At 46.7% G+C, this 26,764-nt stretch carries 27 protein-coding genes; 18 read left to right on the forward strand and 9 right to left on the reverse strand.

Annotation, left to right across the window (positions count from 1 at the left end; genetic code table 11):
* The first annotated feature begins 147 nt into the window (after positions 1–147).
* The 8 genes from E2R66_RS23235 (at position 148) to E2R66_RS23270 (ending at position 5,765) form a co-directional block, all read left to right on the forward strand.
* Complete coding sequence (locus E2R66_RS23235) at positions 148–870, forward strand: hypothetical protein (protein WP_133235517.1); 723 nt, start codon at positions 148–150, stop codon at positions 868–870.
* A complete protein-coding gene (locus tag E2R66_RS23240; protein WP_133235515.1) occupies positions 863–1,240 on the forward strand; it encodes an FRG domain-containing protein in 378 nt (125 codons plus the stop codon). The genes E2R66_RS23235 and E2R66_RS23240 overlap by 8 nt, the downstream gene beginning before the upstream one ends.
* A gap of 100 nt (positions 1,241–1,340) precedes the next feature.
* Positions 1,341–1,595: a hypothetical protein gene (locus E2R66_RS23245; RefSeq protein ID WP_133235513.1), complete on the forward strand. Its 255-nt coding sequence runs from the start codon at positions 1,341–1,343 to the stop codon at positions 1,593–1,595.
* Positions 1,596–1,866: 271 nt separating this feature from the next.
* Entirely contained in the window at positions 1,867–3,264 is a 1,398-nt protein-coding gene (fumC, locus tag E2R66_RS23250) for a class II fumarate hydratase (RefSeq protein ID WP_133235511.1), read from the forward strand.
* Between the two features lie 87 nt (positions 3,265–3,351).
* Complete coding sequence (locus tag E2R66_RS23255) at positions 3,352–3,870, forward strand: fumarate hydratase (protein ID WP_133235509.1); 519 nt, start codon at positions 3,352–3,354, stop codon at positions 3,868–3,870.
* A gap of 2 nt (positions 3,871–3,872) precedes the next feature.
* Positions 3,873–4,664: a S1/P1 nuclease gene (locus E2R66_RS23260; protein WP_133235507.1), complete on the forward strand. Its 792-nt coding sequence runs from the start codon at positions 3,873–3,875 to the stop codon at positions 4,662–4,664.
* A 127-nt stretch (positions 4,665–4,791) separates the two neighbouring features.
* Positions 4,792–5,232 (forward strand): low molecular weight protein-tyrosine-phosphatase, encoded by a 441-nt coding sequence (locus E2R66_RS23265; protein ID WP_133235505.1) that lies wholly within the window; start codon positions 4,792–4,794, stop codon positions 5,230–5,232.
* Positions 5,233–5,270: 38 nt separating this feature from the next.
* Complete coding sequence (locus tag E2R66_RS23270) at positions 5,271–5,765, forward strand: DUF3347 domain-containing protein (protein ID WP_133235503.1); 495 nt, start codon at positions 5,271–5,273, stop codon at positions 5,763–5,765.
* Between the two features lie 194 nt (positions 5,766–5,959).
* Here E2R66_RS23270 and serS read toward each other — a convergent pair whose 3' ends face one another.
* Positions 5,960–7,231, reverse strand: a complete 1,272-nt coding sequence (gene serS, locus E2R66_RS23275) for a serine--tRNA ligase (RefSeq protein ID WP_133235501.1) — start codon at positions 7,229–7,231, stop codon at positions 5,960–5,962.
* Between the two features lie 116 nt (positions 7,232–7,347).
* Between serS and rsmI the strand changes: the two genes are divergently transcribed.
* From rsmI to E2R66_RS23295, 4 genes are all read left to right on the forward strand, one after another.
* Positions 7,348–8,076 carry a 16S rRNA (cytidine(1402)-2'-O)-methyltransferase gene (gene rsmI, locus E2R66_RS23280; RefSeq protein WP_133235499.1) on the forward strand — a complete coding sequence of 243 codons (729 nt, stop codon included), beginning with the start codon at positions 7,348–7,350 and terminating at the stop codon, positions 8,074–8,076.
* A 12-nt stretch (positions 8,077–8,088) separates the two neighbouring features.
* Complete coding sequence (locus tag E2R66_RS23285; protein WP_133235497.1) at positions 8,089–8,628, forward strand: DUF1572 family protein; 540 nt, start codon at positions 8,089–8,091, stop codon at positions 8,626–8,628.
* On the forward strand, positions 8,628–10,250 hold the full coding sequence (lnt, locus tag E2R66_RS23290) for an apolipoprotein N-acyltransferase (protein WP_133235495.1): 1,623 nt from the start codon (positions 8,628–8,630) through the stop codon (positions 10,248–10,250). Before E2R66_RS23285 ends, lnt begins: the two co-directional genes overlap by 1 nt.
* A gap of 135 nt (positions 10,251–10,385) precedes the next feature.
* A complete protein-coding gene (locus tag E2R66_RS23295) occupies positions 10,386–10,796 on the forward strand; it encodes a hypothetical protein (RefSeq protein WP_134737955.1) in 411 nt (136 codons plus the stop codon).
* A 183-nt stretch (positions 10,797–10,979) separates the two neighbouring features.
* Here E2R66_RS23295 and E2R66_RS23300 read toward each other — a convergent pair whose 3' ends face one another.
* The gene (locus E2R66_RS23300) at positions 10,980–11,492 is read right to left on the reverse strand and encodes a dihydrofolate reductase family protein (protein ID WP_158288491.1); all 513 of its coding nucleotides are present in this window, start codon (positions 11,490–11,492) and stop codon (positions 10,980–10,982) included.
* Between the two features lie 120 nt (positions 11,493–11,612).
* Between E2R66_RS23300 and E2R66_RS23305 the strand changes: the two genes are divergently transcribed.
* Positions 11,613–12,059 (forward strand): hypothetical protein, encoded by a 447-nt coding sequence (locus tag E2R66_RS23305; RefSeq protein WP_158288492.1) that lies wholly within the window; start codon positions 11,613–11,615, stop codon positions 12,057–12,059.
* A 160-nt stretch (positions 12,060–12,219) separates the two neighbouring features.
* Here E2R66_RS23305 and E2R66_RS23310 read toward each other — a convergent pair whose 3' ends face one another.
* From E2R66_RS23310 to E2R66_RS23330, 5 genes are read right to left on the reverse strand one after another with little or no spacing between them, the layout of a single operon-like run.
* On the reverse strand, positions 12,220–13,074 hold the full coding sequence (locus E2R66_RS23310) for an N-acetylglucosamine kinase (protein WP_133235487.1): 855 nt from the start codon (positions 13,072–13,074) through the stop codon (positions 12,220–12,222).
* Entirely contained in the window at positions 13,071–13,454 is a 384-nt protein-coding gene (locus tag E2R66_RS23315; RefSeq protein WP_133235485.1) for a response regulator, read from the reverse strand. The genes E2R66_RS23310 and E2R66_RS23315 overlap by 4 nt, the downstream gene beginning before the upstream one ends.
* Positions 13,455–13,490: 36 nt before the next feature.
* Complete coding sequence (locus E2R66_RS23320; RefSeq protein ID WP_133235483.1) at positions 13,491–14,807, reverse strand: TolC family protein; 1,317 nt, start codon at positions 14,805–14,807, stop codon at positions 13,491–13,493.
* 6 nt (positions 14,808–14,813) lie between these two features.
* Complete coding sequence (locus E2R66_RS23325) at positions 14,814–17,942, reverse strand: efflux RND transporter permease subunit (protein WP_133235481.1); 3,129 nt, start codon at positions 17,940–17,942, stop codon at positions 14,814–14,816.
* A 4-nt stretch (positions 17,943–17,946) separates the two neighbouring features.
* Positions 17,947–19,056 (reverse strand): efflux RND transporter periplasmic adaptor subunit, encoded by a 1,110-nt coding sequence (locus E2R66_RS23330; RefSeq protein WP_133235479.1) that lies wholly within the window; start codon positions 19,054–19,056, stop codon positions 17,947–17,949.
* Positions 19,057–19,310: 254 nt separating this feature from the next.
* Between E2R66_RS23330 and E2R66_RS23335 the strand changes: the two genes are divergently transcribed.
* A complete protein-coding gene (locus E2R66_RS23335; RefSeq protein ID WP_133235477.1) occupies positions 19,311–21,116 on the forward strand; it encodes a M61 family metallopeptidase in 1,806 nt (601 codons plus the stop codon).
* A gap of 378 nt (positions 21,117–21,494) precedes the next feature.
* On the opposite strand, the gene E2R66_RS23340 is transcribed toward E2R66_RS23335, so the two are convergent.
* Complete coding sequence (locus tag E2R66_RS23340) at positions 21,495–21,830, reverse strand: tRNA-binding protein (RefSeq protein ID WP_133235475.1); 336 nt, start codon at positions 21,828–21,830, stop codon at positions 21,495–21,497.
* 138 nt (positions 21,831–21,968) lie between these two features.
* Here E2R66_RS23340 and E2R66_RS23345 point away from each other — a divergent pair, with 138 nt between their 5' ends.
* Entirely contained in the window at positions 21,969–22,574 is a 606-nt protein-coding gene (locus tag E2R66_RS23345; RefSeq protein ID WP_133235473.1) for a murein L,D-transpeptidase catalytic domain-containing protein, read from the forward strand.
* A gap of 48 nt (positions 22,575–22,622) precedes the next feature.
* A complete protein-coding gene (locus E2R66_RS23350) occupies positions 22,623–23,222 on the forward strand; it encodes a hypothetical protein (protein ID WP_133235471.1) in 600 nt (199 codons plus the stop codon).
* A gap of 13 nt (positions 23,223–23,235) precedes the next feature.
* On the opposite strand, the gene E2R66_RS23355 is transcribed toward E2R66_RS23350, so the two are convergent.
* Complete coding sequence (locus tag E2R66_RS23355; RefSeq protein WP_133235469.1) at positions 23,236–25,608, reverse strand: S9 family peptidase; 2,373 nt, start codon at positions 25,606–25,608, stop codon at positions 23,236–23,238.
* Between the two features lie 73 nt (positions 25,609–25,681).
* Here E2R66_RS23355 and E2R66_RS23360 point away from each other — a divergent pair, with 73 nt between their 5' ends.
* Positions 25,682–26,212, forward strand: coding sequence for a GNAT family N-acetyltransferase (locus tag E2R66_RS23360; RefSeq protein WP_133235467.1), 531 nt, complete (start codon positions 25,682–25,684; stop codon positions 26,210–26,212).
* Positions 26,213–26,230: 18 nt separating this feature from the next.
* A complete protein-coding gene (locus E2R66_RS23365; RefSeq protein ID WP_133235465.1) occupies positions 26,231–26,716 on the forward strand; it encodes a nuclear transport factor 2 family protein in 486 nt (161 codons plus the stop codon).
* The last annotated feature ends 48 nt before the right edge of the window (positions 26,717–26,764 follow it).

The following is a 26,764-nucleotide window of genomic DNA, read 5'->3' on the forward strand; positions in this document are numbered from 1 at the left end:
ATTTCCGTTTTAACAGAAGGGGGCATATGAACTCAATTTTTGATAAACTTATAACCAGAATGACCGAGGCTAAACCCGTAAATTACAAAATGATTAAATGCGAACTAAATACATAATCCTATTAAAATATTACGATGGGATTTCAAAATGGCGGAGATTTTTTTATCGAGGAAAATTCAGTCATTAGATCTTTCCTATTTTACTAACGTTTCTGGTGAAAAAAGCCTGAATGCCTTCTTTGGGCTTGACTCATTAAAATTAAAGAGAATTGAAGGGTATGATGAAAAAATTTCAAAATACATTTTGCGTCACACTATGCTTATGCCTAGAGATATCATAAATATTGGTAATATATATTGTGAAAAGAAAAAGTATGACTCAAAGGATGTAGGAAATGAAGAAATTTTACGAAGGTCCGTTAAGCACGTTGCTAAAAATATTGCTGATGAACAAATGAACATATGCGCCATTTTAATATCTACGAAGTGGATTTATAGCGGTGTAGTCGAAAGTGGCAATTTAAACATCTATACGGATACAGATACAATTAATTCTATTAAGTATAATCTATGTACTATCGTTCAAAAAATAGGTCAAGACAGATTTACCGATCGAGATATAAAAAGAATCTTAAATAATATCGAAAAATATGGCTTTCATGTCCGCGAGAACCCGTTTAATGCGTTGTTTTTAGCGGGGTTACTAGGTTACGTTCAGATAGATTCTGAAGGCAATAAATCAGAAATATTTTTCTCAGAATCAAGAATATCCAATTATATTTTGCCATTATATTTAAAAGAATTTGTTTTTCGTTCAAGTTTAATCGACTATTTAGAAATTAAAGCCATAGGGGTTCCAGTATATGCATAGTATTAAATTTAAAAATTGGGAAGAAGCTAAATTAAATTTAGTAAAAAAATTATTAGCAAGTTCAGGAAAATCAAGTATCCATTCCTTTTTATTTAGAGGACAGGCTAACTCCACCTGGAAATTACTGTCATCATTTGATCGGATGGAACGTGATAAATCGAAATACGACATTTTACTAAAAAACTTCCAGGAAATTTGTCAAACATATAATTACAAAGATGAACTATTTCCGAGGCAAGACACAGAACTGATTGCCGCTTACGCCCAGCATTATGGATTGCCTACTAGATTATTAGACTGGACAACTAGTCCCTATTTCGCCGCTTTTTTTTGCATTTTCTACTGCATTATCAATAAAAACAAAAAATAATTCATGTACGGTGTATGCCATAAATAAAGATTCTGAGTCACTTAGAAAACATAAGGGGCTAAAATTCATAACCCTTTCAAGTAACAAGTACAACTACAGAATGAAAAATCAATTGGGGAATTTTACATTATCAGAACATACTGAGGATTCCATTGACGATTTCGACATTGCCCTTCAAAAGTCAACAACAATCAATGATTTAATATGGAAAATCGATATCAATTATGTTGATAAACTTGATCTAGAAGAAATTTTATCAGATTTAGAAATCATGGGCATCACTCATAGTATCGCTTATCCAGATATTGAAGGTTATATTGAAGAAGCAATTTATAAAACTCAGTTATCCAAATAACCTTTTATGAAATTTAGTTTTGAAATTACGTCTTATGAAAAAATCAATCCTGATTTTTTATTTGATTTTTTATTTGATTTTTAGCGATATTAATATTCAAAATCTGAAATAACCGCAGCGGATATGTATTGTGCCAGACTATCTAGTTGCCCAAAAATTAACACTTCCCAAAAAACTTTAATCCTTCTCCTGTACCAAAAAGATTACGCACATCCCTTCCCCATACTCCGTTTAAAACCATAAATTTGCCCCGCAAAACGTATATATCCATATGAGTTTCAGAACCGAATATGATACCATGGGCGCGGTACAGGTACCGGCCGACAAATACTGGGGCGCACAAACCGAACGCAGCCGCAACAACTTCAAAATTGGCCCCGAGGCTTCTATGCCAAAGGAAATTATCGAAGCATTTGCTTACCTTAAAAAAGCCGCTGCTTACACCAATACCGATTGCGGCGTACTTCCCGCCGAAAAACGCGATATGATTGCCGCCGTTTGCGACGAGATCTTAGCCGGCAAGTTGGATGGTGAATTCCCCTTGGTGATTTGGCAAACCGGCTCGGGCACGCAATCTAACATGAATGTGAACGAGGTGGTGGCCAACCGTAGTCATGTTTTACAAGGCAACGTTTTGGGCGAAGGCAAAACCTTTATACACCCCAACGATGATGTAAACAAATCGCAATCATCAAACGATACTTACCCAACGGCAATGCACATTGCTGCTTACAAAATACTGATTGATGTTACCATCCCCGGGATAGAAAAACTGCGCGATACCCTGCAGGCCAAAAGCGAAGCTTTTAAAGCAGTGGTAAAAATTGGCCGCACCCACCTGATGGATGCCACGCCGCTTACCCTTGGCCAGGAGTTCTCGGGTTATGTATCGCAGCTTAACCATGGCCTGAAGGCCTTACGCAATACCTTCGAGCACCTGAGCGAACTTGCCCTTGGTGGCACCGCAGTAGGTACCGGCATCAACACGCCAAAAGGGTATGATGTAAAAGTCGCCGAATACATCGCCCAATTCACCAACCTGCCGTTCATCACTGCCGAGAATAAGTTCGAGGCACTGGCCGCTCACGATGCTATCGTAGAAAGCCACGGCGCTTTAAAGCAAATAGCGGTATCGCTGATGAAGATTGCCAACGATATCCGTATGCTGGCTTCGGGTCCGCGCTCGGGCATCGGCGAGATACATATCCCCGATAACGAACCTGGTTCATCCATCATGCCGGGCAAGGTTAACCCAACCCAAAACGAGGCGGTAACCATGGTTGCGGCACAGGTAATGGGCAACGATGTAGCTATCTCTATCGGCGGCAGCAACGGCCATTACGAACTCAACGTATTTAAACCGGTTATGGCAGCAAACTTTTTGCAGTCGGCCCGCCTTATTGGCGATGCCTGCGTATCCTTTAACGACCATTGCGCCGTTGGCATCGAGCCGAATTACGAAGGCATCAAAAAACACCTTGCAAATTCGCTGATGCTGGTAACCGCACTTAACCCGCACATTGGCTACGATGCTGCTGCAAAAATTGCCAAAACCGCGCTGAAAGAAAATAAATCGCTGCGTGAAACAGCTGTTGGCCTAGGCTACCTTACCAACGAGCAATTTGACCAGTGGGTGCGCCCCGAAGATATGATAGGCGGGCTGAAATAACAGATGCCCCCCAGCCCCCTAAAGGGGGAGCAGAAATTGCACAACACAACCCTCTCCAGCAATTGCGGAGAGGGGCTTTTATTTGATATGCAAAAGTCCTTTCCCCCGTATTTTATTGTCATCCTGTTAGCTGTGTGCTGCCTGCCAAATGCTGCTTGCAGGTTTAACCCCAATATGCAGGGGCCGGGCGTAGCTGCGCTGCAAGGCGAATGGCAGCAGGATACCACGGCACTACAGAAAAAGTTGCTTAATTACTCCTTGTATCACTTCCGGTTTAGTTGCGATTCGTTCTTTGTAAGCGTTAATTCTTTCAGTAAAGCCAATGGCGGCTACCCCGATAGCTGCGTAAAGAACGGGCGCTGGGGAGAATACGCTAAAGGCGTGTACACGCAAAAGAACGATACCCTACAGCTTAAGGGCCTGTTTTGCAATGCCAATTTCAGCTACAAAAACGAGGGGGGCTGTTTTCGCTCCGGCAATTACGAGGAAGTTTTTAAGCTGAGCCAAAAAGCCGATTCGTCCATTCAATTTTCACCCACCTCAAGTGTTATTCCTTTTAATGCACGCTTAATAAAACGCATTACCTGTAATCCAAAACCGCTATAAAAATGAAAAACATATTCAAAACACTGCTGCTGGCAGCCGCATTTTACCTGCCTGTTCAATGCATGGCATGGGGCACACAGGGGCACCGCATTACCGGGCAAATTGCTTACAGTTACCTTACGCCAAAAGCCAAGGCAGCCATCAAAGCCATACTGGGCGATGAGTCGTTGGCGCTGGCCGGCAACTGGGCGGATTTTGAACGCTCAAACCCCGAGTATAAATTCACAGAGGTTTGGCACTATGTAAATTTGGATAAAGGCTATACGCTGCCCGAGATTAAAGCCTACCTGGCACAGGATACCGTTACTGATGCCTACACTAAACTGAATTTTTTGATTGGCGAACTAAAAAAGAAAACCCTGGGCAAAAATCAGAAAGCCTTTTGCCTGCACATGCTGATACACCTGGTGGAGGACATACACCAACCCATGCACACAGCGCACAGCTTTGATAAAGGCGGTAACGACGTACACGTTACCTGGTTTAATAACCCTACCAACCTGCACACCATCTGGGATTCGCAGCTGATAGATTTTCAGCAAATGAGTTTCACAGAATACGCAGCTGAGATAAACCACACCACTGCTGCGCAACGCGCCGAGTGGCAAAAAGCCCCTATCTCGCAATGGCTATATGAATCGAACGCTATTTGCCAGGATATTTACGCTTACAGCAAAGATGGCGACAAGATAAGCGGCTACACCTACAATTTTAAATTCATAGCCACTGTAAACCAACGCCTGCTACAAGGCGGCGTAAGGCTGGCGGGCGTGTTGAATCAATTGTTTAGTTAACGTTAGAAAGGTTGGAGCAGTTGAAAAGGTTAGAAAAGTTGAAAAAAGCCAGAAGCGTTTGCCTTTATTGCTTCAACTTCTCTAACCTTTTTAACCCTTTTAACATGTAAAACCCTTTTCAACTTAAATGAAGCTACTAATGATTTGCCTGGGCAATATTTGCCGTTCGCCGCTGGCGGAGGGTATTATGCAGCACCTGGCCGATAAGGAAGGCTTGGATTGGGAAGTCGATTCGGCAGGCACTGGCCATTGGCACGTAGGCTCACCGCCGGATAGGCGCTCCATCCGCGCAGCGGCCGACCAGGGTGTAGACATCAGCAAACAGGTTTGTCGCTTGTTCCGCACAAGCGATTTCGATGAGTTCGACCTGATATTGGTAATGGATAAAAGCAACCTCAATGATATTTTAGCAAAAGCACGCAATAACGCCGACCGCAGCAAGGTGAAGATGCTATTGGGCGATAAGATAGTGCCAGACCCTTATTACGATGATGCCCAATTTGCGCCGGTGTTTAAATTGATTGAAGCCGGTTGCAAGGAAATCATCAGACAATATAAAAACAAGTAATTCGTATATTTGGGAGTACCGGTTAAAAATCCATATACATGAAAGCACTTATTTTAAGCATCATTCTCGCATTCGGCATCGTAACCGTTAATGCCCAGCAGATAAACAGCGTTGATAATGTAACCGCGCATTACATCGGCCTGAAAGAGGCCCTGGTAAACAGCAACGCCGAACTAGCCAAAAGCAAATCTGGCGAATTGCTGGCTGCGTTAACAGCATTCCCTGTAAAAACGCTCCAGCCCAAACAGCAGAAAATACTTGCCACTTACCTGACTAAGTTGAAATACGACAGCCGCCACATCAGCGAAACTACGGTTATCGACCATCAGCGCGAGCATTTCCAAAGCCTGTCGAAAAACATGTATGCACTGCTATCAGGCCTCAACCTAAACAGTTCGCCGCTTTACCAGCAATATTGCCCCATGAAAAAGGCCTACTGGCTAAGCGAAAGCACCGATATCCGCAACCCGTATTATGGCTCGGACATGATGGAATGCGGCAAGGTAACCGCTACACTGAAAGCAGGGAAATAAGCTAAGTTGAGCTTAATCCAAATCTTATAACGTAAAAAAGCGGCGACTGCCGCTTTTTTACGTTATCTACAGCGCGTCATTGCGAGGCACGAAGCAATCTCTACGAAGGACAGTCCTACATGCAGATCGCTCTGCCTACCGGGAGATTGCTTCGTTCCTCGCAATGACGATAGGTGAGTGTTGCATGTGTACGACTAATCTATCCACTCAAACCTGGTATAAGGCACCAGCACCTCAGGTATCTTGATGCCGTTCTCGGTTTGATTATTTTCCAGCAATGTGGCTACTATACGCGGCAGGGCCAATGCGCTACCGTTAAGCGTGTGGGCCAATTGCGTTTTGCCCTCTGCGTTGCGGAAACGCAGTTTGAGGCGGTTACTTTGGAAAGTTTCGAAGTTGGATACAGACGATACTTCCAACCAACGGCCCTGGGCGGCGCTCCAGGTCTCCATATCGTAAGTAAGAGCGGCCGTAAAGCTCATATCGCCGCCGCAAAGGCGCAGTACGCGGTATGGCAAGCCAAGTTTTTGAAGCAATCCTTGCACGTGCGCACTCATCTGCTCCAGCACATCGTAAGAAGTATCGGGGTGTACTACCTGTACCAATTCTACTTTATCAAACTGGTGTAAACGGTTCAACCCGCGTACATGGGCACCATATGAGCCTGCCTCGCGGCGGAAGCATGGCGTATAGCCCGTGTTCCGTACAGGCAGTTCATCGCCTTTCAATATCACGTCGCGGTAAAGGTTGGTAATGGGCACTTCGGCGGTAGGTATCAGGTACAGGTTATCCTGACCAACAAAATACATCTGCCCTTCTTTATCGGGCAATTGCCCGGTGCCAAAGCCCGATGCTTCATTCACCATCAGCGGCAACATTACTTCTTCGTAACCGGCTTTTTCGGCTTCATCCAAAAAGAAAGCGATAAGTGCACGCTGCAATTTGGCACCCTTGCCCTTGTATACGGGGAAACCCGCGCCGGTTATCTTAACGCCCAGTTCAAAATCTATCAGGTTGTATTTGGTTGCCAGTTCCCAATGCGGCAAAGAGCCGGTCGGCAAAGCAGGGATGGCACCATGCTCCAATACCACTTCATTTTCCTCGGGCGTGATGCCTTTGGGAACAGATGCATGCGGCAGGTTGGGCAGTAAAACGATCTTGTCCTGCAGTTCCTGCTCAACCGCGCCAAGCAGTTCGCTCAACTGTTTGCCTTCTTCTTTCCATTTGCCGGTGTTGGCTTTAATGGCTTCCGCTTCTTCTTTTTTGCCGTTGCGCATCAGTTCGCCAATTTGTTTGGCAGCTGCGTTGGATTGGGCCGAAACGTTGTCCAGTTGCGTTTGAGTTTGGCGGCGCTTATCGTCAAGGCCAATTACCTCATCTACCAATTCGGGCTGTTTGAAATTTTTTACAGCCAAACGTTCTAAAACCTGTTCCCTGTTATCGCGGATATAACTAACTTGCAGCATTATTATAATTTTAGGCAAAGATATAACAGTTTGCAGTTTGCGGTGGGCAGTTTGCAGTTTTTTTGAAACTAAAGCCATTGCTGACTGCCAACTGAAAACTGTTAACTGAAAACTGAATGCCCGGCAAACTCTACTTAGTACCCACCCCTATAGGCAACCTGGAGGATATGACCTTCCGTGCTATCCGCGTATTGAAGGAGGCCGACCTGATACTGGCCGAAGATACCCGCACCTCTGCACCCATGTTGAAGCACTTCGATATACAAAACAAGGTATTTGCGCATCACCAACACAACGAGCACCAAAGCAGTAACGAAATCATCAAATTCCTGCTGATGGGGCAAAACGTGGCGCTGATATCTGATGCGGGAACCCCCGCCATATCCGACCCGGGATTTTTCCTGGTGCGCGAGGCCCTCAAGTTCAACATCGCGGTTGAATGCCTGCCGGGTGCAACGGCTTTTGTGCCGGCACTGGTCAACTCCGGCTTCCCTACAGATAAGTTTTGCTTTGAAGGCTTTTTGCCCTTAAAGAAAGGCCGCCAAACGCGCTACAAACAATTGGCAACCGAAGAGCGCACGCTGATACTTTATGAATCGCCGCACCGTTTATTAAAAACGCTGGAAGAAATGGCCACCTTTTGGGGTGCCGACCGCCAGGTGTCCGTATCGCGCGAGCTGACTAAAATGTTCGAAGAAACGGTACGCGGCACGGTTACGGAGGTAAAAACCTATTTCGAAACACATCCGCTGAAGGGCGAGTTCGTGATGTGCGTGGCCGGAGCCGCACCGGTTGAGCCCGATAAGAAAAAGCGGAAATACCAGGACGACGAAGACGAAGATTAAAAATATACCGGCATGCACACTTACCTGCAAAGCGCACGCAAACAATTCGAGTATTATAAATCGGTAGGCGAACGGGCCATGGCCCAGGTTAACGACGGTGCTTTATTTTGGCAGCAAAACGCCGAATGTAATAGCATCGCAACCATTATCAAGCATCTACAAGGCAATATGCTATCGCGATGGACGGACTTTTTAACCACCGATGGCGAAAAGCCCTGGCGGCAACGCGATGCCGAGTTTGAGAGCGATACGCATAGCCGCGAAGATTTACTAACCAAATGGAACGAAGGCTGGATTTGCCTTTTTGACGCGCTCGATTCGGTTAATGAAAGCAACTGGCACAACGATATCTTTATCCGCGGCGAAAAGCATACCGTGGTGGATGCCATAAACCGGCAGCTGGCGCATATCCCCTATCACGTTGGGCAAATCGTGTTTATCGACAAGTTGCATGCTGGCGAGGACTGGGCGTCGCTTACCGTACCGCGCGGCAAGAGCGCTGAATTCAATGTACAGAAATTTGCCGAAGAAGCGGCAAAAAAAACCTCCTGATGAAAAAAAACCTCCTCTTATCTATATCCTCGGGCCTATTGCTTTGGCTTGCCTGGCCACCAACGCCTTATACTACGATCCTGCTGTTTGTTGGTTTTGTGCCCATGCTGCTGGCCATGGAAAACATCATTCAATCCAATTCCACAAAAAAGGGAAAGCACATTTTCAACACCACCTTCATAGGGTTTGTGATCTGGAACACGCTGTGTGTTTACTGGGTGTATAATTCGCTTAAGATCATCGGTCCGGTAGTGGCTGTGCCCATTTCGCTAATACCGTATACATTGGGGCCTGCGCTGATGAGTACGGCCTGCTGGCTCTACTACCGCCTGCGTTTAAAAACCAACCGCACCGTGGGCCTTATTGGCCTGGTTTGTTTTTGGATAGCCTACGAATACCTGCACCAAAGCTGGGATCTCAACTTCCCCTGGATGACGCTGGGCAATGGCTTCGCTGTATCGCACCAATGGGTGCAATGGTACGAGTACACCGGCGTTTACGGAGGCACCATTTGGGTATGGGCGGCCAACATCCTGCTATTCTTAATTTATGTGGGCATCCGCGAGGCACAAGCCAAAAAATTGCGCATGAGGCTCATCATCGCCCTTGCTTTGGTACTGGTGATACCCATGGGCATATCAATAAATAGGTATTATGGGTACGAAGAACAGGTAAACCCAGCCAACATTATTGTTGCCCAACCCAATATCGACCCTTATGAAAAGGGGGGAACTATCCCGGTGTTTAAGCAGATTGAAACGCTTACCAAACTTTCCGATTCGCTGGCACAGCCCAACACCGAGTTTTTTATCTGGCCGGAAACCGCTATCCCTGATTATATTGACGAGAACCACATCCTAACCAATAATTACTACTTACAGGTGAGGCGCTTCTTGGATAAATACAAAAACGGCAACGTACTTACAGGCGGCGAAACTTACCGTATGTATGATACCCGCGCAACCAAAACGGCTTCGCCTATCCCTGGCGGCGGCTTTTGGGATCATTACAGCTCGGCTATCAATATCGAGAATTCGGCCAAGGTGCAGTTCTATCATAAATCGCGGCTGGTACCCGGCGCCGAATCTTTGCCTTTCGGCAATGCCTTGTCGTTCCTGAAACCTGTTTTTGAGCACCTGGGCGGTGCAACAGGAGCATACACCATGCAGGCCGAACCGGGCGTGCTCTACGCCCAAAGCGGTGTTGGCGTAACACCGGTTATCTGCTACGAATCCATATGGGGCGAATGGGTTGCCAAATCGGTTAGGCAGGGTTCGCAATTCATCGCGATAATTACCAACGACGGTTGGTGGGAAAACACCTCGGGTAAAGACCAGCACCTGGACTACGCCAAGCTGCGCGCTATCGAAACCCGCCGCTGGGTATGCCGCTCGGCCAATACGGGCATCTCGGCATTCATCAACCAGCGCGGCGATATAGTGCAGCATAGTGCCTGGTGGGTACGCACGGCCTTAAAGCAGGATATCAACCTCAACAGTGATATTACTTTTTATGTAGAATACGGCGATTATTTGCCAAAACTTGGTAGTGTTTTGGCTGTGTTGGGGATATTGTTTTTGTTGGCAATTCAAATGAAGTCAGGTATTTTAGCGAAAAAATAATCTAATATGAGGCGCTTATACAATTTTAAAATAAATTACCTACAGCTTTTTGCGTTCACAATGCTTATTTTGTTGTCATCCTGCACAAACCAAGACAAAGCGGAATCGTTAGCAAAAGACTACCTAAAAAGCAAATTGAACGACCCGGATAGTTACAGTGGCGTTAGCTTCACGACATTAAAACCATCATATGAGAGTTATGAGAACAGTGGAACATCTGAATATAAAAGGCTAAAAGCAAAGCTTTCTAATGCCGATAGTGTAATGATGCATTATTCCTTTATTGCCGATGACTTGGAACCATTCGGACCCGAAAAGGAATATAAAGCAGCAAGAAAAACTGAAGCCTATTGGAAGAAAAAAAAGGATAGTATTATAGTTGTAATTGATAGGAATGCTGAAAATTATCATGGCAAACTAACCGGATACGAACTTAACCATAGTTTTAGGGCAAAAAACAGCTTTGGTGCGGTTATGTTAAAAAACGCTACTTTTTATTATAATGAAACCCTTTCTGAGGTTTTATTTGCAACCGGCATTGATTAATCTCAAATTTGTTTTTTTCATCATCGTCCGTAATTTATAGAACCTACATTCTCCAGAGAATCTACTACTTATTATTCTCCGCCCTGCGTTTTATGGGGTTTTGATGAGTGTTACTATTGGTATCAATCTGTCGGTAAACCAATACCACTATCTGATTGGCCAACTGCTTAACCTCCGTCAGCTCTAATGAGTGGCGGTTTTGAGTTGATGGAAGAATGATTTGCCGCCTGCAACGATAGCCGGGTTTAATAAAACGCGTATCTCGTCAACCAGGCCCGAATCCAGCAGGGCAGCAGCAAAATCCGCCCCGCCTACTATTTGGATATCCTTGCCTGCGGCGGCCTTCAGCTTCGTGATTTCTGTTACCAGGTCGCCATTATTGATGGTAGTATTTCCCCAGCCGGACTCTTTGAGGGTTTTCGAGAATACGATATGAGGCGTTATCTCCGCCAGCTTTGCGTACGCTACTTCGTGGTAAGAAAACTTCTCCGGCTCGGCCAATGCCCTCTTCCAATAGTTGCGGTATTCTGCCCACATGCAGCGGCCCAGTAGGAACAAATCTACGCTATCCTTCAGCATGCCGAACAAATCGTCCCAGGTATCATCGTCATCCGGCTGCATCCAGCTCATGTCGCCGTTCTTGCCTTCTATATAGCCATCGAGCGAGGCGTTCATTGATAAAATCAGCTTTCTCATTATATTGGTGTTTAATGATGTAAATATCAGCATGTAGGAAATTGTTTAGGGGACGCGATAACGACAATTTGGAGGTGGATTTACGACTGCAAGGTTACTTTTTGTTAGTGTAACGTATTAATGGCAAACTTTATGAAAGCCAAGTTATTTGTACTCATCCTGCCAATGATAGTTGTTAGCATTTTCATAAGTAGCTGCGACTACTACAACCATAAGCTAAAACTTCATAACAAATCAAAGGAAATCGTTACTGTAGGACATACAGACAGGGAATTACCCGACGAGATGAATAATGTGGAATATTACATTGCTGACTATAGCGCAATTATGCCGGATTCTACCTACGATATAGTTATTGCCGGAAAAGACAATGCCTGGCATTGGTACATTGACCACAGCCCCAGGAAAAAGTTATTTGTTTATGTTTTCTCGGTGAAAGAAATCAGTCAGTACCGAGGCGATGTTATGGGAGACATCATCCGAGCAGGCAAGTATTTGAAGCGTTTTGAGTACACCGAACAAGAACTCATCGACCATAACTGGACAATAACTTACAACGGTAATTAATTCTTTAGCTTGGCGGCTCTTCTGATGGGGTGCTGAAAAAATTTCTCCGAAGGAGTCCTGTGGCAGCGTGACGAACTCATCAACGCAATCATTTAATCATTAAAACGGCGAAGCATTCTTGAGCGCCTTTAAAAACGATTAAACTACGAAAAATCATTGGTCACTGTCCGTTCCGCTCGATGATAAATTGCAGCAAATCGTTGATGGGTTGTTTGATGATTTTGCCTATGTGAACATCGTTGGCTTCGCAAACGGCTTTCAGCTCATCGGCAAATACGTAAGCTATCGAACCTACGAAGTTGCATTTGAACTTATTGTACTGCGGATACGATTTTATATTGGTATCTACAAACTCCTGGAAAAGGTTTCTCAGCAAATCCTGCACGTAAGTAGTATCGCGTATATCAAACAGGAATTTTGAGAATGTGGCCAGATAGGTGTTTGCAGACGGCTTTTGGTACACGTTTTTAATCACTACCTCTTTATCCAGGTGATAGGCATCGTTGAACAGCGTGCTGATATCCGTCGGCATTCGACCGTACAGAAAATCGGTAATCAGCGTTTTGCCTATGATGGTGCCCGCACCTTCATCGCCTAAAACGTAGCCGAGGCCGTGTTGGCCATCATGGATTTCCTCCCCATCGAAAAAGGAAATATTGGAGCCTGTGCCTAATATACAGCAAAAGCCTTTCTCGTGCCCGCAGGTGGCGTATGCCGAAGCCAAAAGATCGCTATCTACGCTGATGTATGATTTCGGAAAAAGTGCCGTGAGCGCGTTAGAAATAATTTCGTGCCTGTCGGGACTGGAACAGCCAGCGCCAAAAAAGTATATTTCGCTTATCTGGGGGGCATAGGGTATCAGGTCGGCTATCTGCTCCTGTAGTATTTTGGTTATCTCTTGCTGATTAAGGAAGTACGGGTTCAATCCAACCGAACGGAAGGCCTTTGGTTCGCCTTCTGTATCGGAAAGCAACCAATCTGTTTTGGACGATCCGCTATCTGCTACTAATATCATGTGCTAAGTTCTTCGAGCGCCTCGTAGGTAAGGGGTTTGTGAATAAATTGCGCTACGTGCCTGCTGTTGAGCGAAAGATCCATGTCGGTAGGATCCAGCGATGACGAAAGCATAAAAATCTTTACCGGGTGCTCCGGGTCGGGTTCAAGCTTATCGTATTCTTCCAAAAACTCAAAACCCGTCATGCCGGGCATCCGCACGTCTAAAAAAATAACGTCGGGTTTTAACGAGCCGTTTTTTAAGGCCAATAACGCATCGCCGGGCGATTGCTGGATGATGATCTTTTCCGCAAAGTTGCCGCTCTCTAAAATCTTGCGCGTCACAAAATTGTCGATATAGTTATCGTCAATCAGCAAGCAAAGTTTATAGCGGACAGGCATGTCCAAAAATAATCTTTTAAAGCAATTAAAGCTACTTTATTGAATATTTATACTGTTAGTTATCTGCTTTAAAGTAACCTCGGCCATTTTGCTCTGGTACTGCGCCGAAAAGAAGGTAGACTGTGCATCCAGGTAGTTCCTTTGCGCCTCGCGTATCTCCAGCGGGGTAATGTTGCCCAGGCGGTATTTCTCTAAGGATATCTCCAGGTTTTTGCGCGCCAGGTCTACATTAGACTCCCCTATTTTTATCAAATCCAACCCCGACAAATAGGAAACATAAAAACTGCTGATCTGCGCTTCAACTTCCTGCATGGTCTTCTTATAATCCAGGTCGGCATTATCTATCTGCAATTTGGCATTACGCTCCCTGCGCCACTGGTTAAGCCCGTCAAATATGTTTACCGATGCGACCACGCCATAGGCAAAGCCATGTGCATTCTGTTGCAGCGTAAAGCCCGCGGGGGTTTTGTTGCGGGTAAAGGTATAGCCCGATGTTAGCCCCACTGTAGGGTAGCGCGTGCTGCGTACCTGTTTCAGGTTTATATCGGCCAGGCGCTTGTTTATCTGCGAGGATAGTATGCCCGGGTTTTGGGTTTGTGCCTTACTCAGTATATCGCCCAATACCAGCGAGCGGTCTACTACGATGGTGTCGCCCACGGTAAAATCGGTTTGCAGATCGCGCACCAGCAGCTGGTTCATCTGTATCTTGGTATTTTTGAATTGCTGCAGCTGGGTAATCAATGCGGCGGTATCGGTATTCAGGTTCACCTGTGCATTGTACACATCCAGCCGGGAAACACGGCCTACAGTAAACTTATCGTTGGCGTAGCGCACCTGCGTACGCGATATATCTATGGCCCCGCGCAGGGCTTTTATCTGCTCATTTTGGCTGATAAGGCTGTAATAGGTATTGATAACGCTGGCAACAGTGCTTTGAATGGTATCCTGCATGCGTATGGCACCGAGCTTATCCAGCTGTTTCAGCTGGTCATAAGTGGCAAACATGGCAAAGCCGTCAAAAACTGTCCAGTTGAGGTTTACGCCATAGTTCAAATTACTGTTATGAGCGTTTTTGATATCGTTCACCGTACCGTCGCTGCGGGTTTGCTTGGTGGTTTGCACGCTGCTGTTTTGGGTAAGGTTGCCCGTTACCGTAGGCAAAAAGCCGGCGTTGCCCAGTGTAACGTTATTACCCTGTATGGCTGCGTTGTTTTGCGATAGCCTGATGTTGTAATTATTCTTCAGGGCTATTTCTACCGCATCTTTCAGCGTAAGTAAGGGGGCATCCTGTGCATGCAGCCCGGTAAAAGGCAGCGTGCAAAAAATTAAGCCCATTATATATTTGATTTTCATTGCTGCTTAATGTTTGGGGACGATAATGTGCGTTGGATGGATGGCCTTAGCCTCTTCTTCGGTTTCTTCATCAGGGTCCTTACGCGTTTTAGAGCCTAACACCATATACATGGTAGGGATTACGTACAAGGTAAGTACCAGCGAGAAAAGCATCCCCCCGATGATAACGATACCCAGCGACATACGGCTTTTTGCACCGGCACCCAAAGCTAATGCAATAGGTACGGAACCTAACACCACGGCCAAACTGGTCATTAATATGGGGCGCAGGCGCGATGTTGCGGCCTCAACCACGGCTTCGTATTTATTCAGGCCATGTTCCATGCGCTGGTTGGCAAACTCCACAATCAAAATACCGTTTTTGGTTACCAGCCCCACCAGCGTAATGATACCTATCTGGCTGAAGATATTGAACGTTTGATCGAACAACCAGAGCGACAGGAAGGCCCCCGAAATGGCCAGCGGCACGGTGAGCATCACAATAAAAGGATCTACGAAGCTCTCGAACTGGGCGGCAAGCACTAAATAGATCAACAACAGCGCGAACAGGAATGCAAATGCGATGTTGGATGAACCCTCGGCGTAATCTCTCGATGGGCCGCTCAATGCGGTGCTAAAGGTTTCATCGAGCATGCCTTTAGAGATGCGGTTCATCTCGGCAATGCCATCGCCTATGGTTTTACCCGGCGCAAGGCCCGCCTGCACCGTTGCCGATTTATAACGGTTAAAGTGGTAAATAGAAGGAGGCGTGGCGCTTTCCTGTATCTTCACCACGTTATCCAGCTGCACCAGGTTACCTTTTGAACTGCGCACGTAAACCGATTTCAGATCCAGCGGCTGATCGCGGTTGCCGCGGTCTACCTGGGCTATTACCTGATATTGTTTACCGTTGATGAGGAAGTAATCGAGCCGCCCCCCGCTATAATAAAGTTGCAGCGTCTGGGCAATATCTTCTACCGAAACGCCGAGGTCGCGTGCACGGTCGCGGTCTGTCGTTACACGCAACTCGGGTTTGGTGAATTTAAGGTTAATGTCTGTCCCCTGGAAAACCGGGCTTTTTGATACTTCTGCAAAAAACTCCGGCAGTACCTTGCGTATCTTCTCGAAATCCTGGTTTTGGATAACGAACTGCACCGGCAGCGAAGTACGCGCACCGCTCCCCCCCCCGCTTATGGTTTGCTCCTGCACCACAATGGCACGGGCATCGGGCATGGCGCGTAATTTCTTGTTCAGGAAATCGGCAATTTGCTGCTGGCTGCGCTTACGCTGATCTGGTGGTACCAAACCCACACGGCCAAAGCCCGAGTTTGCCGAACCACCACCACCAAACGATGGTGACACGATCTCCAAATTCACATTTGCCTCAGGTACCGAATCGGCTACGATCTGGGCTACCTTATCCATATAGCGCGTCATAAACTCATAGGTTGCACCTTCAGAGCCGGTTACCGCATACCGTAGCAGGCTGCGATCGTCAAGCGGGGCCAGCTCCGATGGAGTTATTTTGAATAACACGCCAGTAAGCAATAGCGAACCGCCTAATATTACAAATGATACCCATTTCTTTTTCATGAAATTCACCAGCGTTTCGGTGTACCCGTTGGTCATGTTCACAAAGAACGGTTCGGTTTTTTCGTAGAACTTAGATTTTTTCTGGCTCTTGCGAATCAATTTCACATTCAGCATCGGGGTTAGAGACAGCGATACGAATGCCGAGATGAGCACCGAACCCGCCACCACTACCGCAAATTCGCGGAATAGCCTGCCCGTAAAGCCTTGTAAAAACATGATGGGCAGAAACACCGCCGCCAATGTAACTGAGGTTGATACCACCGCGAAGAATATCTCTGCCGAGCCCTGGAACGCTGCCTGCCGTATGGCCATGCCGCCCTCTACTTTTTTGTAGATATTCTCCGTTACTACAATACCATCATCTACCACCAGGCCCGTTGCCAGCACAATGCCCAGCAGGGTAAGGATATTGATGGAGTAACCGAACACGTACATGATAAAGAATGCCCCTATCAATGATACCGGGATATCTATCAGCGGGCGGAAGGCGATGAGCCAATCGCGGAAGAAAAGGTAGATGATGATGACCACCAGCACGAAAGATACCAGCAGAGTTTCTTTTACTTCTATGATGGAGTTATTGATGAATTTGGTGTTATCCAGCGCCACTTTTACGTGTATGTCCGGTGGCAAATCTTTTTGTATTTGTGCCAGCCTTACATAAAAATCCTTGGCTATCTGCACGTAGTTGGCACCCGGTTGCGGCACCACGTTGAGGCTCACCATCGGCACGAAAGATTCTTTAAGCGAGGTTTCCTCGTTGGCAGAACCCAGCACAGCGTAGCCAATATCGCTCAGCCTGATTACCCGGTTGCTATCCGCCCGGATGATAAGGTTATTGAAATCCTTCTCATTCGTGAGCTTGCCCAGCGCGCGGATGGTGATCTCGGTATTGTTACCTTCTATTTTACCGGCCGGTAGCTCCACGTTCTCGCGGTTAAGTGCCGTACCTATATCTGTAGCGGTAAGCCCCAGTGCCGAAAGCTTATTAGGATCTATCCATAAACGCATGGCGTACTGGCGCTGGCCCTGTATATTAATGGTACTTACACCGGGAATGGTTTGCAGGCCTTCCTGCAATACGTTCTCGGCATAATCGTTCACTTGCATAATGTTGCGCTTATCGCTGCTTACGGTTAGGGTGATGATGTTGTCTGCACTGGCATCGGCCTTGGTAACTACCGGCGGCGCGTTGATATCCTGCGGCAGTTGGCGTTGCGCCTGGCTTACCTTGTCGCGCACGTCGTTAGCGGCGGTTTCCAGGTCGGCATCCAGGTTAAATTCTACGGTGATATTGCTGCTACCAACCGAACTGGTAGAGGATATATTGCGGATGCCCGGCACACCATTAATGGCTTTCTCCAGCGGCTCGGTTATCTGCGATTCTACCACATCGGCGTTAGCACCCGAGTAACTGGTAGATACGGATATGATAGGCGGGTCTACAGAGGGGAAATCTCGCACACCCAAAAAGGTATAGCCAATTACCCCGAAAACCACGATGACAACCGACATAACCGTTGCCAATACCGGCCTTTTTATACTTACGGACGATAAACTCATAGGGTTATTGTATAACTTTTTTAATCTTCAAAGGCGATTTGGGGCGTATCTGTATCAGGCCCGATACCACTACGCTGTCGCCTTGTTTCAAGCCATCTACTATCTGTATCTTGGTATCGGTACGCAGGTCGGTTTTCACAAAACGGGCTTCGGCAATGCCGTTGTGGTACACATATACCTTGCTGCTCTTTAAGTCGGGGATAACGGCTTCGGTGGGCAGCATTATCGTTTTAGGTATCTGATCCAGCGTAAGGTTTATCTTGGCAAAAGAACCCGCAGTAAGCAGGTTGCCCACGTTAGGAGCCGTTGCACGCACGGTTATGGTGCGCGATGCGGCATCTAAAGCAGGCTCTATGGCGTAAACCGTAGCGCTGAATTCTTTCAAGGAGCTTTCAATAGTGAACTTTACCTTGCTGCCTTTGCCTATAATGGGCAGGTAACGTTCGGGCACAGAAAAAGTAAGCTTTGCCGGGTCGATATTCACAATGGTTGCTATCGGTGTAGATGGTGACAGGTAGCCGCCCGGACTTACGTTACGCAACCCAATGGTACCCGAGAATGGCGCGCGAATTTCGGTGCGGGAAATCTGTGCCCTTATCACATCTGCCTGCGCCTTTATAGAGTTGAGCGATGATAACGAGGTTTCGTACTCCTCCTTGCTCACGGCCTCTTTCTCTAATAATATCTTATTGCGATTATTGATGTCTTTTGCCAGTATCATTTGCGCATTCACCTGCTGCAAGGATGCCTGCAGATCCTGGTTGTAAACTTTTACCAGCAACTGGCCCTTGGTCACCCTGGTGCCCTCGGTAAAATATATGCCGGTGATGTTGCCGGCCGTCTGGCTTATCAGGCTTACTTTTTCGTTGGCATCAATAGTACCCGTAATGTCTATCTGGTTGTTTACGGCGGTATCTTTTACCACCAGCAGCGTTACCGATACGGGCGGGCTTTGCTTGCCCCCCTTGGCATCTTTGCCCCCTTTAGCACCACCACCACCCGGGCCTGCGGTTAGCGCATCACGTTCTTTAGCATGCTCGCTAAAAAATTTGTTGTAAATAAGGAACGCCACCAATAAAGCCAGCAGCGTATAGATAATGTATTTAGTTTTCATGTTGGGCGTGTGGCGGGGGTGTTACGATGTTTATGGGTACAATAGTCATTTTAAAATTCAGTGCTGCTTTGGGGCTAATGGCAGCCGGCTCATCATATCCCGCAAATATCAAACTATTGGCGTATAAACAGCTGCTTTTAATTCCCGCAAAACTAACCGCTTAGGCTTTATTTTGCTTGCTTGTATCAACCATTTTACAACCCGGCTATTTTTTGCTTTGCAATTAAAAAAGGTAAAATTTTATAACTTGCACCATGAAAAATCTTAAACCAATAGCCCTGGCTTATTTAATACTGTTATTTATGAAGATCACACCGGCCAGTGCAGCTGTAGTATCACCAAAAATCGCTTACAAAGTTTCCTTCCCCGAGGCGCAGGCACACTACGTAGATGTAGAGATGACCCTTAGCGGCCTCAAGCAAGCTTCCATTGAATTAAAAATGCCCGTTTGGACACCCGGCTCATACCTGGTAAGGGAGTTTGCCAAAAATATTGAATCGCTTACCGCTACTGCCAACGGCAAAGATGTTGCCGCACCAAAGCTTAACAAGAACACCTGGCATATCAATACCGCCGGTGTTTCAACTGTGGTGGTTAAATACAAAGTTTATGCGTTCGAGGTATCGGTACGTACCAGCTTTGTGGATGTATCGCATGGCTTTTTATCCACTACCGGCGTATTCCTATATCCAAAAGGCATGCTTAACGAGCCATCTACCATCAAAATCACCCCTTATAAAGATTGGACCACCGTATCTACCAGTTTGGAAAAAATAGGCGGCGACCAATTTACACTTACAGCGCCAAACTTCGATATCCTGTTCGATTCGCCTATAGAAGTGGGCACACAGGATGTTTTTGGTTTTGATGCAGCCGGCGTAAAATATGAAGTGGCCATGTACGGCGGCGGCAATTACGATAAAGAACGCCTGAAGAAAGATATGGCCAAGATCATCGAAGCCGAAACTGCTGTTTTTGGCGAAAACCCCAATAAGCATTACACCTTCATTGTGCATAACCGCCAGCGCGGTGGTGGCGGCCTGGAGCATTTAAGCTCTACCGTGCTGGGTGCCGGTCGCGAGCAATATGGCAACGAAAGCGGCTACATGGGCTTTTTGGGGCTGGTAGCGCACGAGCATTTCCACTTGTGGAATGTAAAACGCCTGCGTCCTATTGTTTTAGGTCCGTTTGATTACGACAACGAGAACTACACCACCAACCTTTGGATAGCAGAGGGATTTACGGCTTATTACCAGAATCTGGCCCGCCGCCATGCCGATATTTACTCGGCCGATGCCTTTTTAGAGGATGCCCTGGGCGATATCAACACCGTAGAGAACCAGCCCGGCACTAAAGTGCAGCCATTGGCCGAAGCCAGCTTTGATGCCTGGATAAAAGCCTACCGCCCTAACGAAAACTCGTACAATACCGGCATATCTTACTACGACAAAGGCGCCGTTGTGGGCATGCTGCTCGATCTTGAGATCATCAACGCTACCAACGGCAAAAAATCATTAGACGATGTAATGAAGTACATGTACGATACCTATTATAAAGGCAAAAAACGCGGTTATACCGATGCGGAGTTTAAAGCCGGTTTCGAGAAATTTGCACGGAAGAACCTGGATGATTTTTATGCCAAATACATCAACGGCCTGGCAGCCTTTGATTATAACAAATACCTGGCCTACGCCGGCTACAAAATTACCGACCAGCTGGCCGATAGCAACAGCCCCACCCTTGGCATAGGCACCAGCAACCAGGCAAACGGTAAAAAAACCATTAGCATGGTATTACGCGGCGGCGCAGGCTGGATAGACGGCCTGAACGTTGGCGACGAAATTGTATCAATAGATGGCGCACCGGTAACCGACCTGGCAGCCGCCATAGCAGCCCATAAAGTTGGCGATAAAATTACCGTTGCCGTTAACCGCGATGGCAAGCCCTACACCCTGCCGGTCACCCTGCTGCGCAATAACCGTGTGCAATACAAAGCCGAAGAATTGCCAAACCCAACTGCCCAGCAATTGGCGGTACGCAAAAAATGGTTAAAGCTATAACAAGATTAACTTATTCCATAAAAACCCCTTTCAGCTATGCGCTTAAAGGGGTTTTTGCTTTTTGGCAGAGGGATTTATAAATACTTTACCCCCCCACCGTCATGCCGAATTTATTTCGGCACCCCACACGGCAGGTAACCGGCGTGCAAAGCGGCTTTGCATGTTGGCAACTTTTATGATGGGGTCTTGAAACAAGTTCAAGATGACGTTTCATTGCCACGTCATGCCGAAATCCTTTCGGCACCCCACACGGCAGGTCTAAAACGTGCAAAGCGGGTAAGCATTTTGGCTACTTTTATGAGGGGATATTGAAACAGGTGCACCATGACGGTTTTATTGTTTTGGATATGCAAGGTTGATAACGCATCACTTACAACCCTATATCAGCTTACTGCCGTTTGGAACCGGTTTATCAACAGTTGCCAAAACAATATCGCCGTTTTCATCGGCAAAGCCGGTTACCAAAAACTCCGACATAAAATTGGCTATCTGTTTCTTCGGGAAATTAACCACGCCGATGATCTGCCTGCCGGGCAGTTCTTCTTTGGTATAGTGTTTGGTTATCTGCGCGCTGGATTGCCTGATGCCCAGCGGCCCGAAATCGACCTTGAGTTTATAGGCCGGCTTACGTGCCTCAGGAAAATCGGTAGCTTCTAAAATAGTACCTGCGCGTAACTCTACTTTTTCGAAATCGTTCCAGGTGATGGTTTCCATAGGGGTAAAAATTATTGAGGCTCGAATTTCACTAATTATACCGAAATACACGAATGGAAATAGAACGGCGTAGTATTTCTGTACCTGCAAAATACAAGGGCATCTTTACCGTTATCATCCTAAACCTTTAACCCATCCATGAGACCTAAACTTCTCGCTCTGTTAATATTTCTATCACTGTGTTGCACCATCGCCATTGCTGATACGCCGCATATCGATATTACCCGCACACGCGAAAAGGCCAAACAGGCTTTGCTGTATTCTAAAAAGCGGGGCTACAATTTGCGGTATTATATTTTGATCGATATGAGCCTGCCCAGCGGTGTCAAGCGTTTTATAGTGTGGGATTTTAAGAAAGATAAGGCCATCACATCAGGATTGGTAAGCCACGGCTGCGGGGTTAGTCCGTGGTCGGGAGAGTGGAGCAAGGACAAACCAGTCTTTAGCAATGCCGACGGCAGCCACTGCACGGCCCTGGGCAAATACGCCATCGGCGCACGCGATTACAGTGCCTGGGGCATCAACGTAAAATATTATTTAACCGGATTAGATGCCACCAACAGCAATGCCTACGCCCGGCAAATCGTTTTTCATTCCTGGGAAAAAGTGAGCGAAACGGAAGTGTACCCCAACGGTACGCCCGAAGGCTGGGGCTGCCCCGCTATTTCCAACCAAACCATGAAAACGGTAGATGCGCTGTTGAAAAAACAGAAGAAAAAGGTTTTGATGTGGGTGTATAATTGATAAATTGCAACATTCAACGTAAACCTGTAACTCAAAATCACACCTAAAATGGCTAAGCGCATTCATCCTAATTTCGCTATTTATATTGCTCCTGATATTCTTGGCTTTTACATCGAAAATATCCCGGAAGCGTTTGATGAAAAAAAACAAATGATACTTAATCCAAATTTGATTAATGACAAAATATTAATTTATGAAAGGCAGGTTAAGGGTTGGTTTTTAAACAACGCCACAAGAATGATAAAAAGCAAGGGCAATGGATTTATAGTGCTTATGATTTGTATGTCCTACTTAGAGGGCATACAACAATATATTCAAGGCGAAAGCAGCCGTAACCGCAGCGGAACTTTTTTCAAAAATTCCATTCATAGAATTTATCCTAACGCTTATTCGGATTCGGATTTAGATAATTTATATAGTGCTGCAAGGTGCGGATTATTTCACAATGGTATGGTTGACGGAAGAATTATAATAAACACGTCGTATTTGCATCCAATCGAGTTTATTGGGACTGATGATATTAGAATAAATCCCAAACATTTATTAATTGATATCAAAAACGACTTCAACGATTATTTGAAATCACTTAGAAACCCAAGCAATACTATTCGAAGACAAAACTTTGATAGCATGTTTTCGAACATATAATTCGGACTTAAAACTATTTCCTCTTCAACGTCTCCTCAAATAATTTAAAAATGCGTTTATACTCATCCGTCCAGCTGCTGGGTTGTACAAAGCCGTGGTCTTCTACGGGGTACGATGCCAGTTCCCAGTTTTCTTTGTGTAATTCTATCAGTTTTTGGGTAAGGCGGATGATGTCCTGATAGTTCACGTTTTGGTCTACCATGCCATGCAACATCAGTAGCCTGCCTTTAAGGCCATCGGCAAAGTATATGGGCGAGCTTTGGCGGTAAGCGATATCATCCTCAAACGGCTCATTCAAGATATTGGAGGTGTAGCCGTCGTTGTAATGCGCCCAATCGGTAACCGAGCGTATGGCACCACCTGCGGCAAACACATCAGGCTGGGTAAACATCGCCATCAGCGTAATAAAACCACCGTACGAGCCGCCGTACAGGCCAACGTGCTTAGGGTTTACGCCGTATTTATCCACCAGGTATTTCACGCCGTCTACCTGGTCGGTAAGGTCTTTGCCGCCCATGTGGCGGTAAATGCCGGTGCGCATATCGCGACCGTAGCCCGAGCTGGCCGTGTAATCGATATCAATCACCGTATAGCCATTATCGGCCAGCATATTGTTGAACATAAACTCGCGGAAGTAGCTGCTCCACCAATAGTGCACGTTTTGCAGGTAACCCGCACCATGCACAAATACAACGGCAGGCCGGGCAGGGTCGGGCGTTTTGGGCTGGTACACGCGGGCGTAAATATCGCTGCCATAACGGTTCTTGAAACTGATAACCTCCGGTTCCCTCCAGGCGTAGGAGTTAAACTCTGGCGTTGTAGAGTTGGTTACCTGCACTGCTTTTGCGCCGGGTTTATTGGCTTGCACGTATAGTTCCCAAGGCTTGTTAGCGTAAGAGTAGCGTATGGCCAGCCATTTTTCGTCGGGCGAGAGGTCTACTTCATTCCCGCCTTTCATGCCGGTTATCTTCACGGGCGCGCCACCGCTTACGGGGATGCTGTAAAAATGGGTAATACCCGGATGCTCGATATTGGCGGTAAAGTAAAACGTCTTTTTATCGTTAGATAGTTTGAGCGTTTGCACCTCCCATTTACCTGCCGTAAGCTGTTTTTTAGTGCCGCTCACTAAGTCTACCATGTACAAGTGCGAGTAGCCGCTGGCCTCGCTTTGGTAGTAAAAGTGGGTATTATCGGTAAAGCCGAGGCTGCCGTTGGCGAAGAAGCCGCCGGTACCAGGCCCGCCTATCCAGGCTTCATCGCGCTGGCGATCCAGCAGGGTCAGCTTGCCTGTTGCGGCATCCAGCTTCATTATCCAGCGGTCCTTATTATCCTGCGATTCTACCACCACTACCGCGTATTTCCCATCCTGGCTCCATATTGGCTGCCCCACATCCACCTTGCGGTCGGCATCGGCCTTTTTACGGTCTGCCAGCAGCTTGGGGTAATCTTTCAGATAATCGGGCAGCTCTTTTATACCCGGTATTTCTTTGGTCGATATCGCATACACCGTATCCCGCTGCCTGTCGAACACATAACTTACCGATGTTGATAGCGGCGCGCCCACTTTGGTGCGGTTAGGGATATCTTCAGTAAAGCCCGACGCGGTTACGTAATCGGGCACTATGCCGTTGCGCCCGCCATCGGCTGGCTGTATCAGGCGGTAAGTAATGTATCGCCCATCGGGACTCAATTGAACGCCGTTTACGCGCCTATCTCCATAAACGATTTCCTTCAACTTTGGCAATGCCATATTTTCGCGTTCGATACTATCCAACTTGCGGTCTTTATCCTCTACTTTAATAATGTCGAACAGTTCCAATTGCTGCTTTTTCAGGTAGGCTTCCTGTTGGTTGTCGGTGTTCTTTTTGACAGGTTTGCTGGCTGTTTTTACGAAGTTGGTGAGCTGAACCAGCGCGCCTTTGGCCAGGCTTAACTTATAGAGGTTATTATCCTTAACGAACAGGATGGCGCTTTCATCGCCGGTGAATACGGGCAGAGCTTCGCGCTCGGTAGTACTGGTAAGCTGGCTGGTTTTGCCCGTGGCTATATCCAACAGGTAAATGTCACCGTTTTTTTCAAAGGCTTTCAGCGTGTGTTTTTTGTTCCAGCTGCCTGTTTCGGATGGCAGCATGCGTTCCTCGACTGTACCCACCGCTATGGGGCTTATGTTTGTTGGGGTGATGGCAAACAGGCCGTCGCGGTCCTGATTCTTAGGGTTCCAGTTGAAGTATATTTTCCTGCTGTCGTCGCTCCAGCGGATGTTGGATGGCGATACGCCCATCCATTTCGGGTCGCGCATGATTTTATCGATGCTGAGCGTGCCCAATGTTTGGGCCATTGCGCCGGATGCCATCAGTAAGAAAGACAGGGTAAAGATTTTTTTCATCGTAGAAAGTATAAGCAGCCGCAAGTTAACAGTTTAAGTAATATTACTATTTTTAACGATTGGATTGTTACAAATGGAAATAAAAGGCAGCAACTTTACCTTACGCAACTGGCGCGAAAGCGACGCGGCAGACCTGCAGCGGCTTGCCGATAATCCCAACATAGCCGCCAATTTATACGACCGCTTCCCCTCACCATATACTTTTGCCGATGCGGAATGGTTTATAGGCCAAAAGATAGATGAACAGCCGGCTACAAGCCTGGTGATAGAGGTTGACGGAGCGTTCGCTGGTACGATAGGTATTGAGTTCCGCGGGGATGTATTCAGTAAATCGCCGCTATTTGGCTACTGGCTGGGCGAGCCCTACTGGGATCGCAGCATCATGACGGAAGCAGCACGGCTGGTAACGCGGTATGCCTTCGCCACATTCGATATCATTTGCCTGCAAGCGGGAGTGTTCGGTAGCAACCCGGCATCGATGCGGGTATTGGAGAAAGCGGGCTTCGAAAAACAAGGCATCTTGAAAGGCACAGTGTACAAACTAGGGCAGATACTGGACGAACATATTTATGTGTCTTACAGGCCCGTAATTAATTATCTTTAATAATCTATATATTTAACCATGAAAAAGATCGTCCCCGTTTTGTTTGTAGCATTAGCTATAATCGTGGCTTCCTGTGGTAACCAGGCAGCCGACAATGTACAGGCTACTGCCGATTCGTTGAGCAGGCAGGCTACGCAGCTATCGCTTAATAAAAAAATGGTAGCTGAGTTTTATCAGGAGTTTTTTGGCGATAAGAACATAGCAGCGGCAGACCAATACCTGGCCGATAACTATATACAGCACAACCCCGCCCTGCCGGATGGTAAAGCCGCCCTGAAAGATGGCGCCACGCTTTGGTTTAAAGGCGCACCCAAAACCAAAATAGATATCCAGCACCTGAGTGCCGATGGCGACCTGGTGTACATACACACCAAAAGCAAAATGGGCGATAAAACCATTTCGGTTATCGATATCTTCAGGATAGAGAACGGCAAGATAACCGAGCACTGGGACGTGATACAGGAGGTACCCGCAAAATCGGCCAATAATCATCCGATGTTTTAGTAGAGACGCAAAATACCGCGTCTTTACCTTTTGTCATACGAGCGAGCC

The sequence above is a fragment of the Mucilaginibacter psychrotolerans genome, assembly GCF_004519315.1.
GTDB classification, from domain to species: domain Bacteria; phylum Bacteroidota; class Bacteroidia; order Sphingobacteriales; family Sphingobacteriaceae; genus Mucilaginibacter; species Mucilaginibacter psychrotolerans.

What these genes read in the sequence shown, in the direction of transcription:
- E2R66_RS23335 (WP_133235477.1), top strand. Translation starts at nt 19,311, where the DNA reads ATGAAAAATCTTAAACCAATAGCCCTGGCTTATTTAATACTGTTATTT.
- E2R66_RS23245 (WP_133235513.1), top strand. Translation starts at nt 1,341, where the DNA reads ATGAAAAATCAATTGGGGAATTTTACATTATCAGAACATACTGAGGAT.
- E2R66_RS23265 (WP_133235505.1), top strand. Translation starts at nt 4,792, where the DNA reads ATGAAGCTACTAATGATTTGCCTGGGCAATATTTGCCGTTCGCCGCTG.
- E2R66_RS23340 (WP_133235475.1), bottom strand. Translation starts at nt 21,830, where the DNA reads ATGGAAACCATCACCTGGAACGATTTCGAAAAAGTAGAGTTACGCGCA.
- E2R66_RS23300 (WP_158288491.1), bottom strand. Translation starts at nt 11,492, where the DNA reads ATGAGAAAGCTGATTTTATCAATGAACGCCTCGCTCGATGGCTATATA.
- E2R66_RS23350 (WP_133235471.1), top strand. Translation starts at nt 22,623, where the DNA reads ATGGCTAAGCGCATTCATCCTAATTTCGCTATTTATATTGCTCCTGAT.
- rsmI (WP_133235499.1), top strand. Translation starts at nt 7,348, where the DNA reads ATGCCCGGCAAACTCTACTTAGTACCCACCCCTATAGGCAACCTGGAG.
- fumC (WP_133235511.1), top strand. Translation starts at nt 1,867, where the DNA reads ATGAGTTTCAGAACCGAATATGATACCATGGGCGCGGTACAGGTACCG.
- E2R66_RS23345 (WP_133235473.1), top strand. Translation starts at nt 21,969, where the DNA reads ATGAGACCTAAACTTCTCGCTCTGTTAATATTTCTATCACTGTGTTGC.
- E2R66_RS23255 (WP_133235509.1), top strand. Translation starts at nt 3,352, where the DNA reads ATGCAAAAGTCCTTTCCCCCGTATTTTATTGTCATCCTGTTAGCTGTG.
- E2R66_RS23355 (WP_133235469.1), bottom strand. Translation starts at nt 25,608, where the DNA reads ATGAAAAAAATCTTTACCCTGTCTTTCTTACTGATGGCATCCGGCGCA.
- E2R66_RS23360 (WP_133235467.1), top strand. Translation starts at nt 25,682, where the DNA reads ATGGAAATAAAAGGCAGCAACTTTACCTTACGCAACTGGCGCGAAAGC.
- lnt (WP_133235495.1), top strand. Translation starts at nt 8,628, where the DNA reads ATGAAAAAAAACCTCCTCTTATCTATATCCTCGGGCCTATTGCTTTGG.
- E2R66_RS23235 (WP_133235517.1), top strand. Translation starts at nt 148, where the DNA reads ATGGCGGAGATTTTTTTATCGAGGAAAATTCAGTCATTAGATCTTTCC.
- serS (WP_133235501.1), bottom strand. Translation starts at nt 7,231, where the DNA reads ATGCTGCAAGTTAGTTATATCCGCGATAACAGGGAACAGGTTTTAGAA.
- E2R66_RS23305 (WP_158288492.1), top strand. Translation starts at nt 11,613, where the DNA reads ATGGCAAACTTTATGAAAGCCAAGTTATTTGTACTCATCCTGCCAATG.
- E2R66_RS23365 (WP_133235465.1), top strand. Translation starts at nt 26,231, where the DNA reads ATGAAAAAGATCGTCCCCGTTTTGTTTGTAGCATTAGCTATAATCGTG.
- E2R66_RS23315 (WP_133235485.1), bottom strand. Translation starts at nt 13,454, where the DNA reads ATGCCTGTCCGCTATAAACTTTGCTTGCTGATTGACGATAACTATATC.
- E2R66_RS23270 (WP_133235503.1), top strand. Translation starts at nt 5,271, where the DNA reads ATGAAAGCACTTATTTTAAGCATCATTCTCGCATTCGGCATCGTAACC.
- E2R66_RS23260 (WP_133235507.1), top strand. Translation starts at nt 3,873, where the DNA reads ATGAAAAACATATTCAAAACACTGCTGCTGGCAGCCGCATTTTACCTG.
- E2R66_RS23240 (WP_133235515.1), top strand. Translation starts at nt 863, where the DNA reads ATGCATAGTATTAAATTTAAAAATTGGGAAGAAGCTAAATTAAATTTA.
- E2R66_RS23285 (WP_133235497.1), top strand. Translation starts at nt 8,089, where the DNA reads ATGCACACTTACCTGCAAAGCGCACGCAAACAATTCGAGTATTATAAA.
- E2R66_RS23330 (WP_133235479.1), bottom strand. Translation starts at nt 19,056, where the DNA reads ATGAAAACTAAATACATTATCTATACGCTGCTGGCTTTATTGGTGGCG.
- E2R66_RS23310 (WP_133235487.1), bottom strand. Translation starts at nt 13,074, where the DNA reads ATGATATTAGTAGCAGATAGCGGATCGTCCAAAACAGATTGGTTGCTT.
- E2R66_RS23320 (WP_133235483.1), bottom strand. Translation starts at nt 14,807, where the DNA reads ATGAAAATCAAATATATAATGGGCTTAATTTTTTGCACGCTGCCTTTT.
- E2R66_RS23325 (WP_133235481.1), bottom strand. Translation starts at nt 17,942, where the DNA reads ATGAGTTTATCGTCCGTAAGTATAAAAAGGCCGGTATTGGCAACGGTT.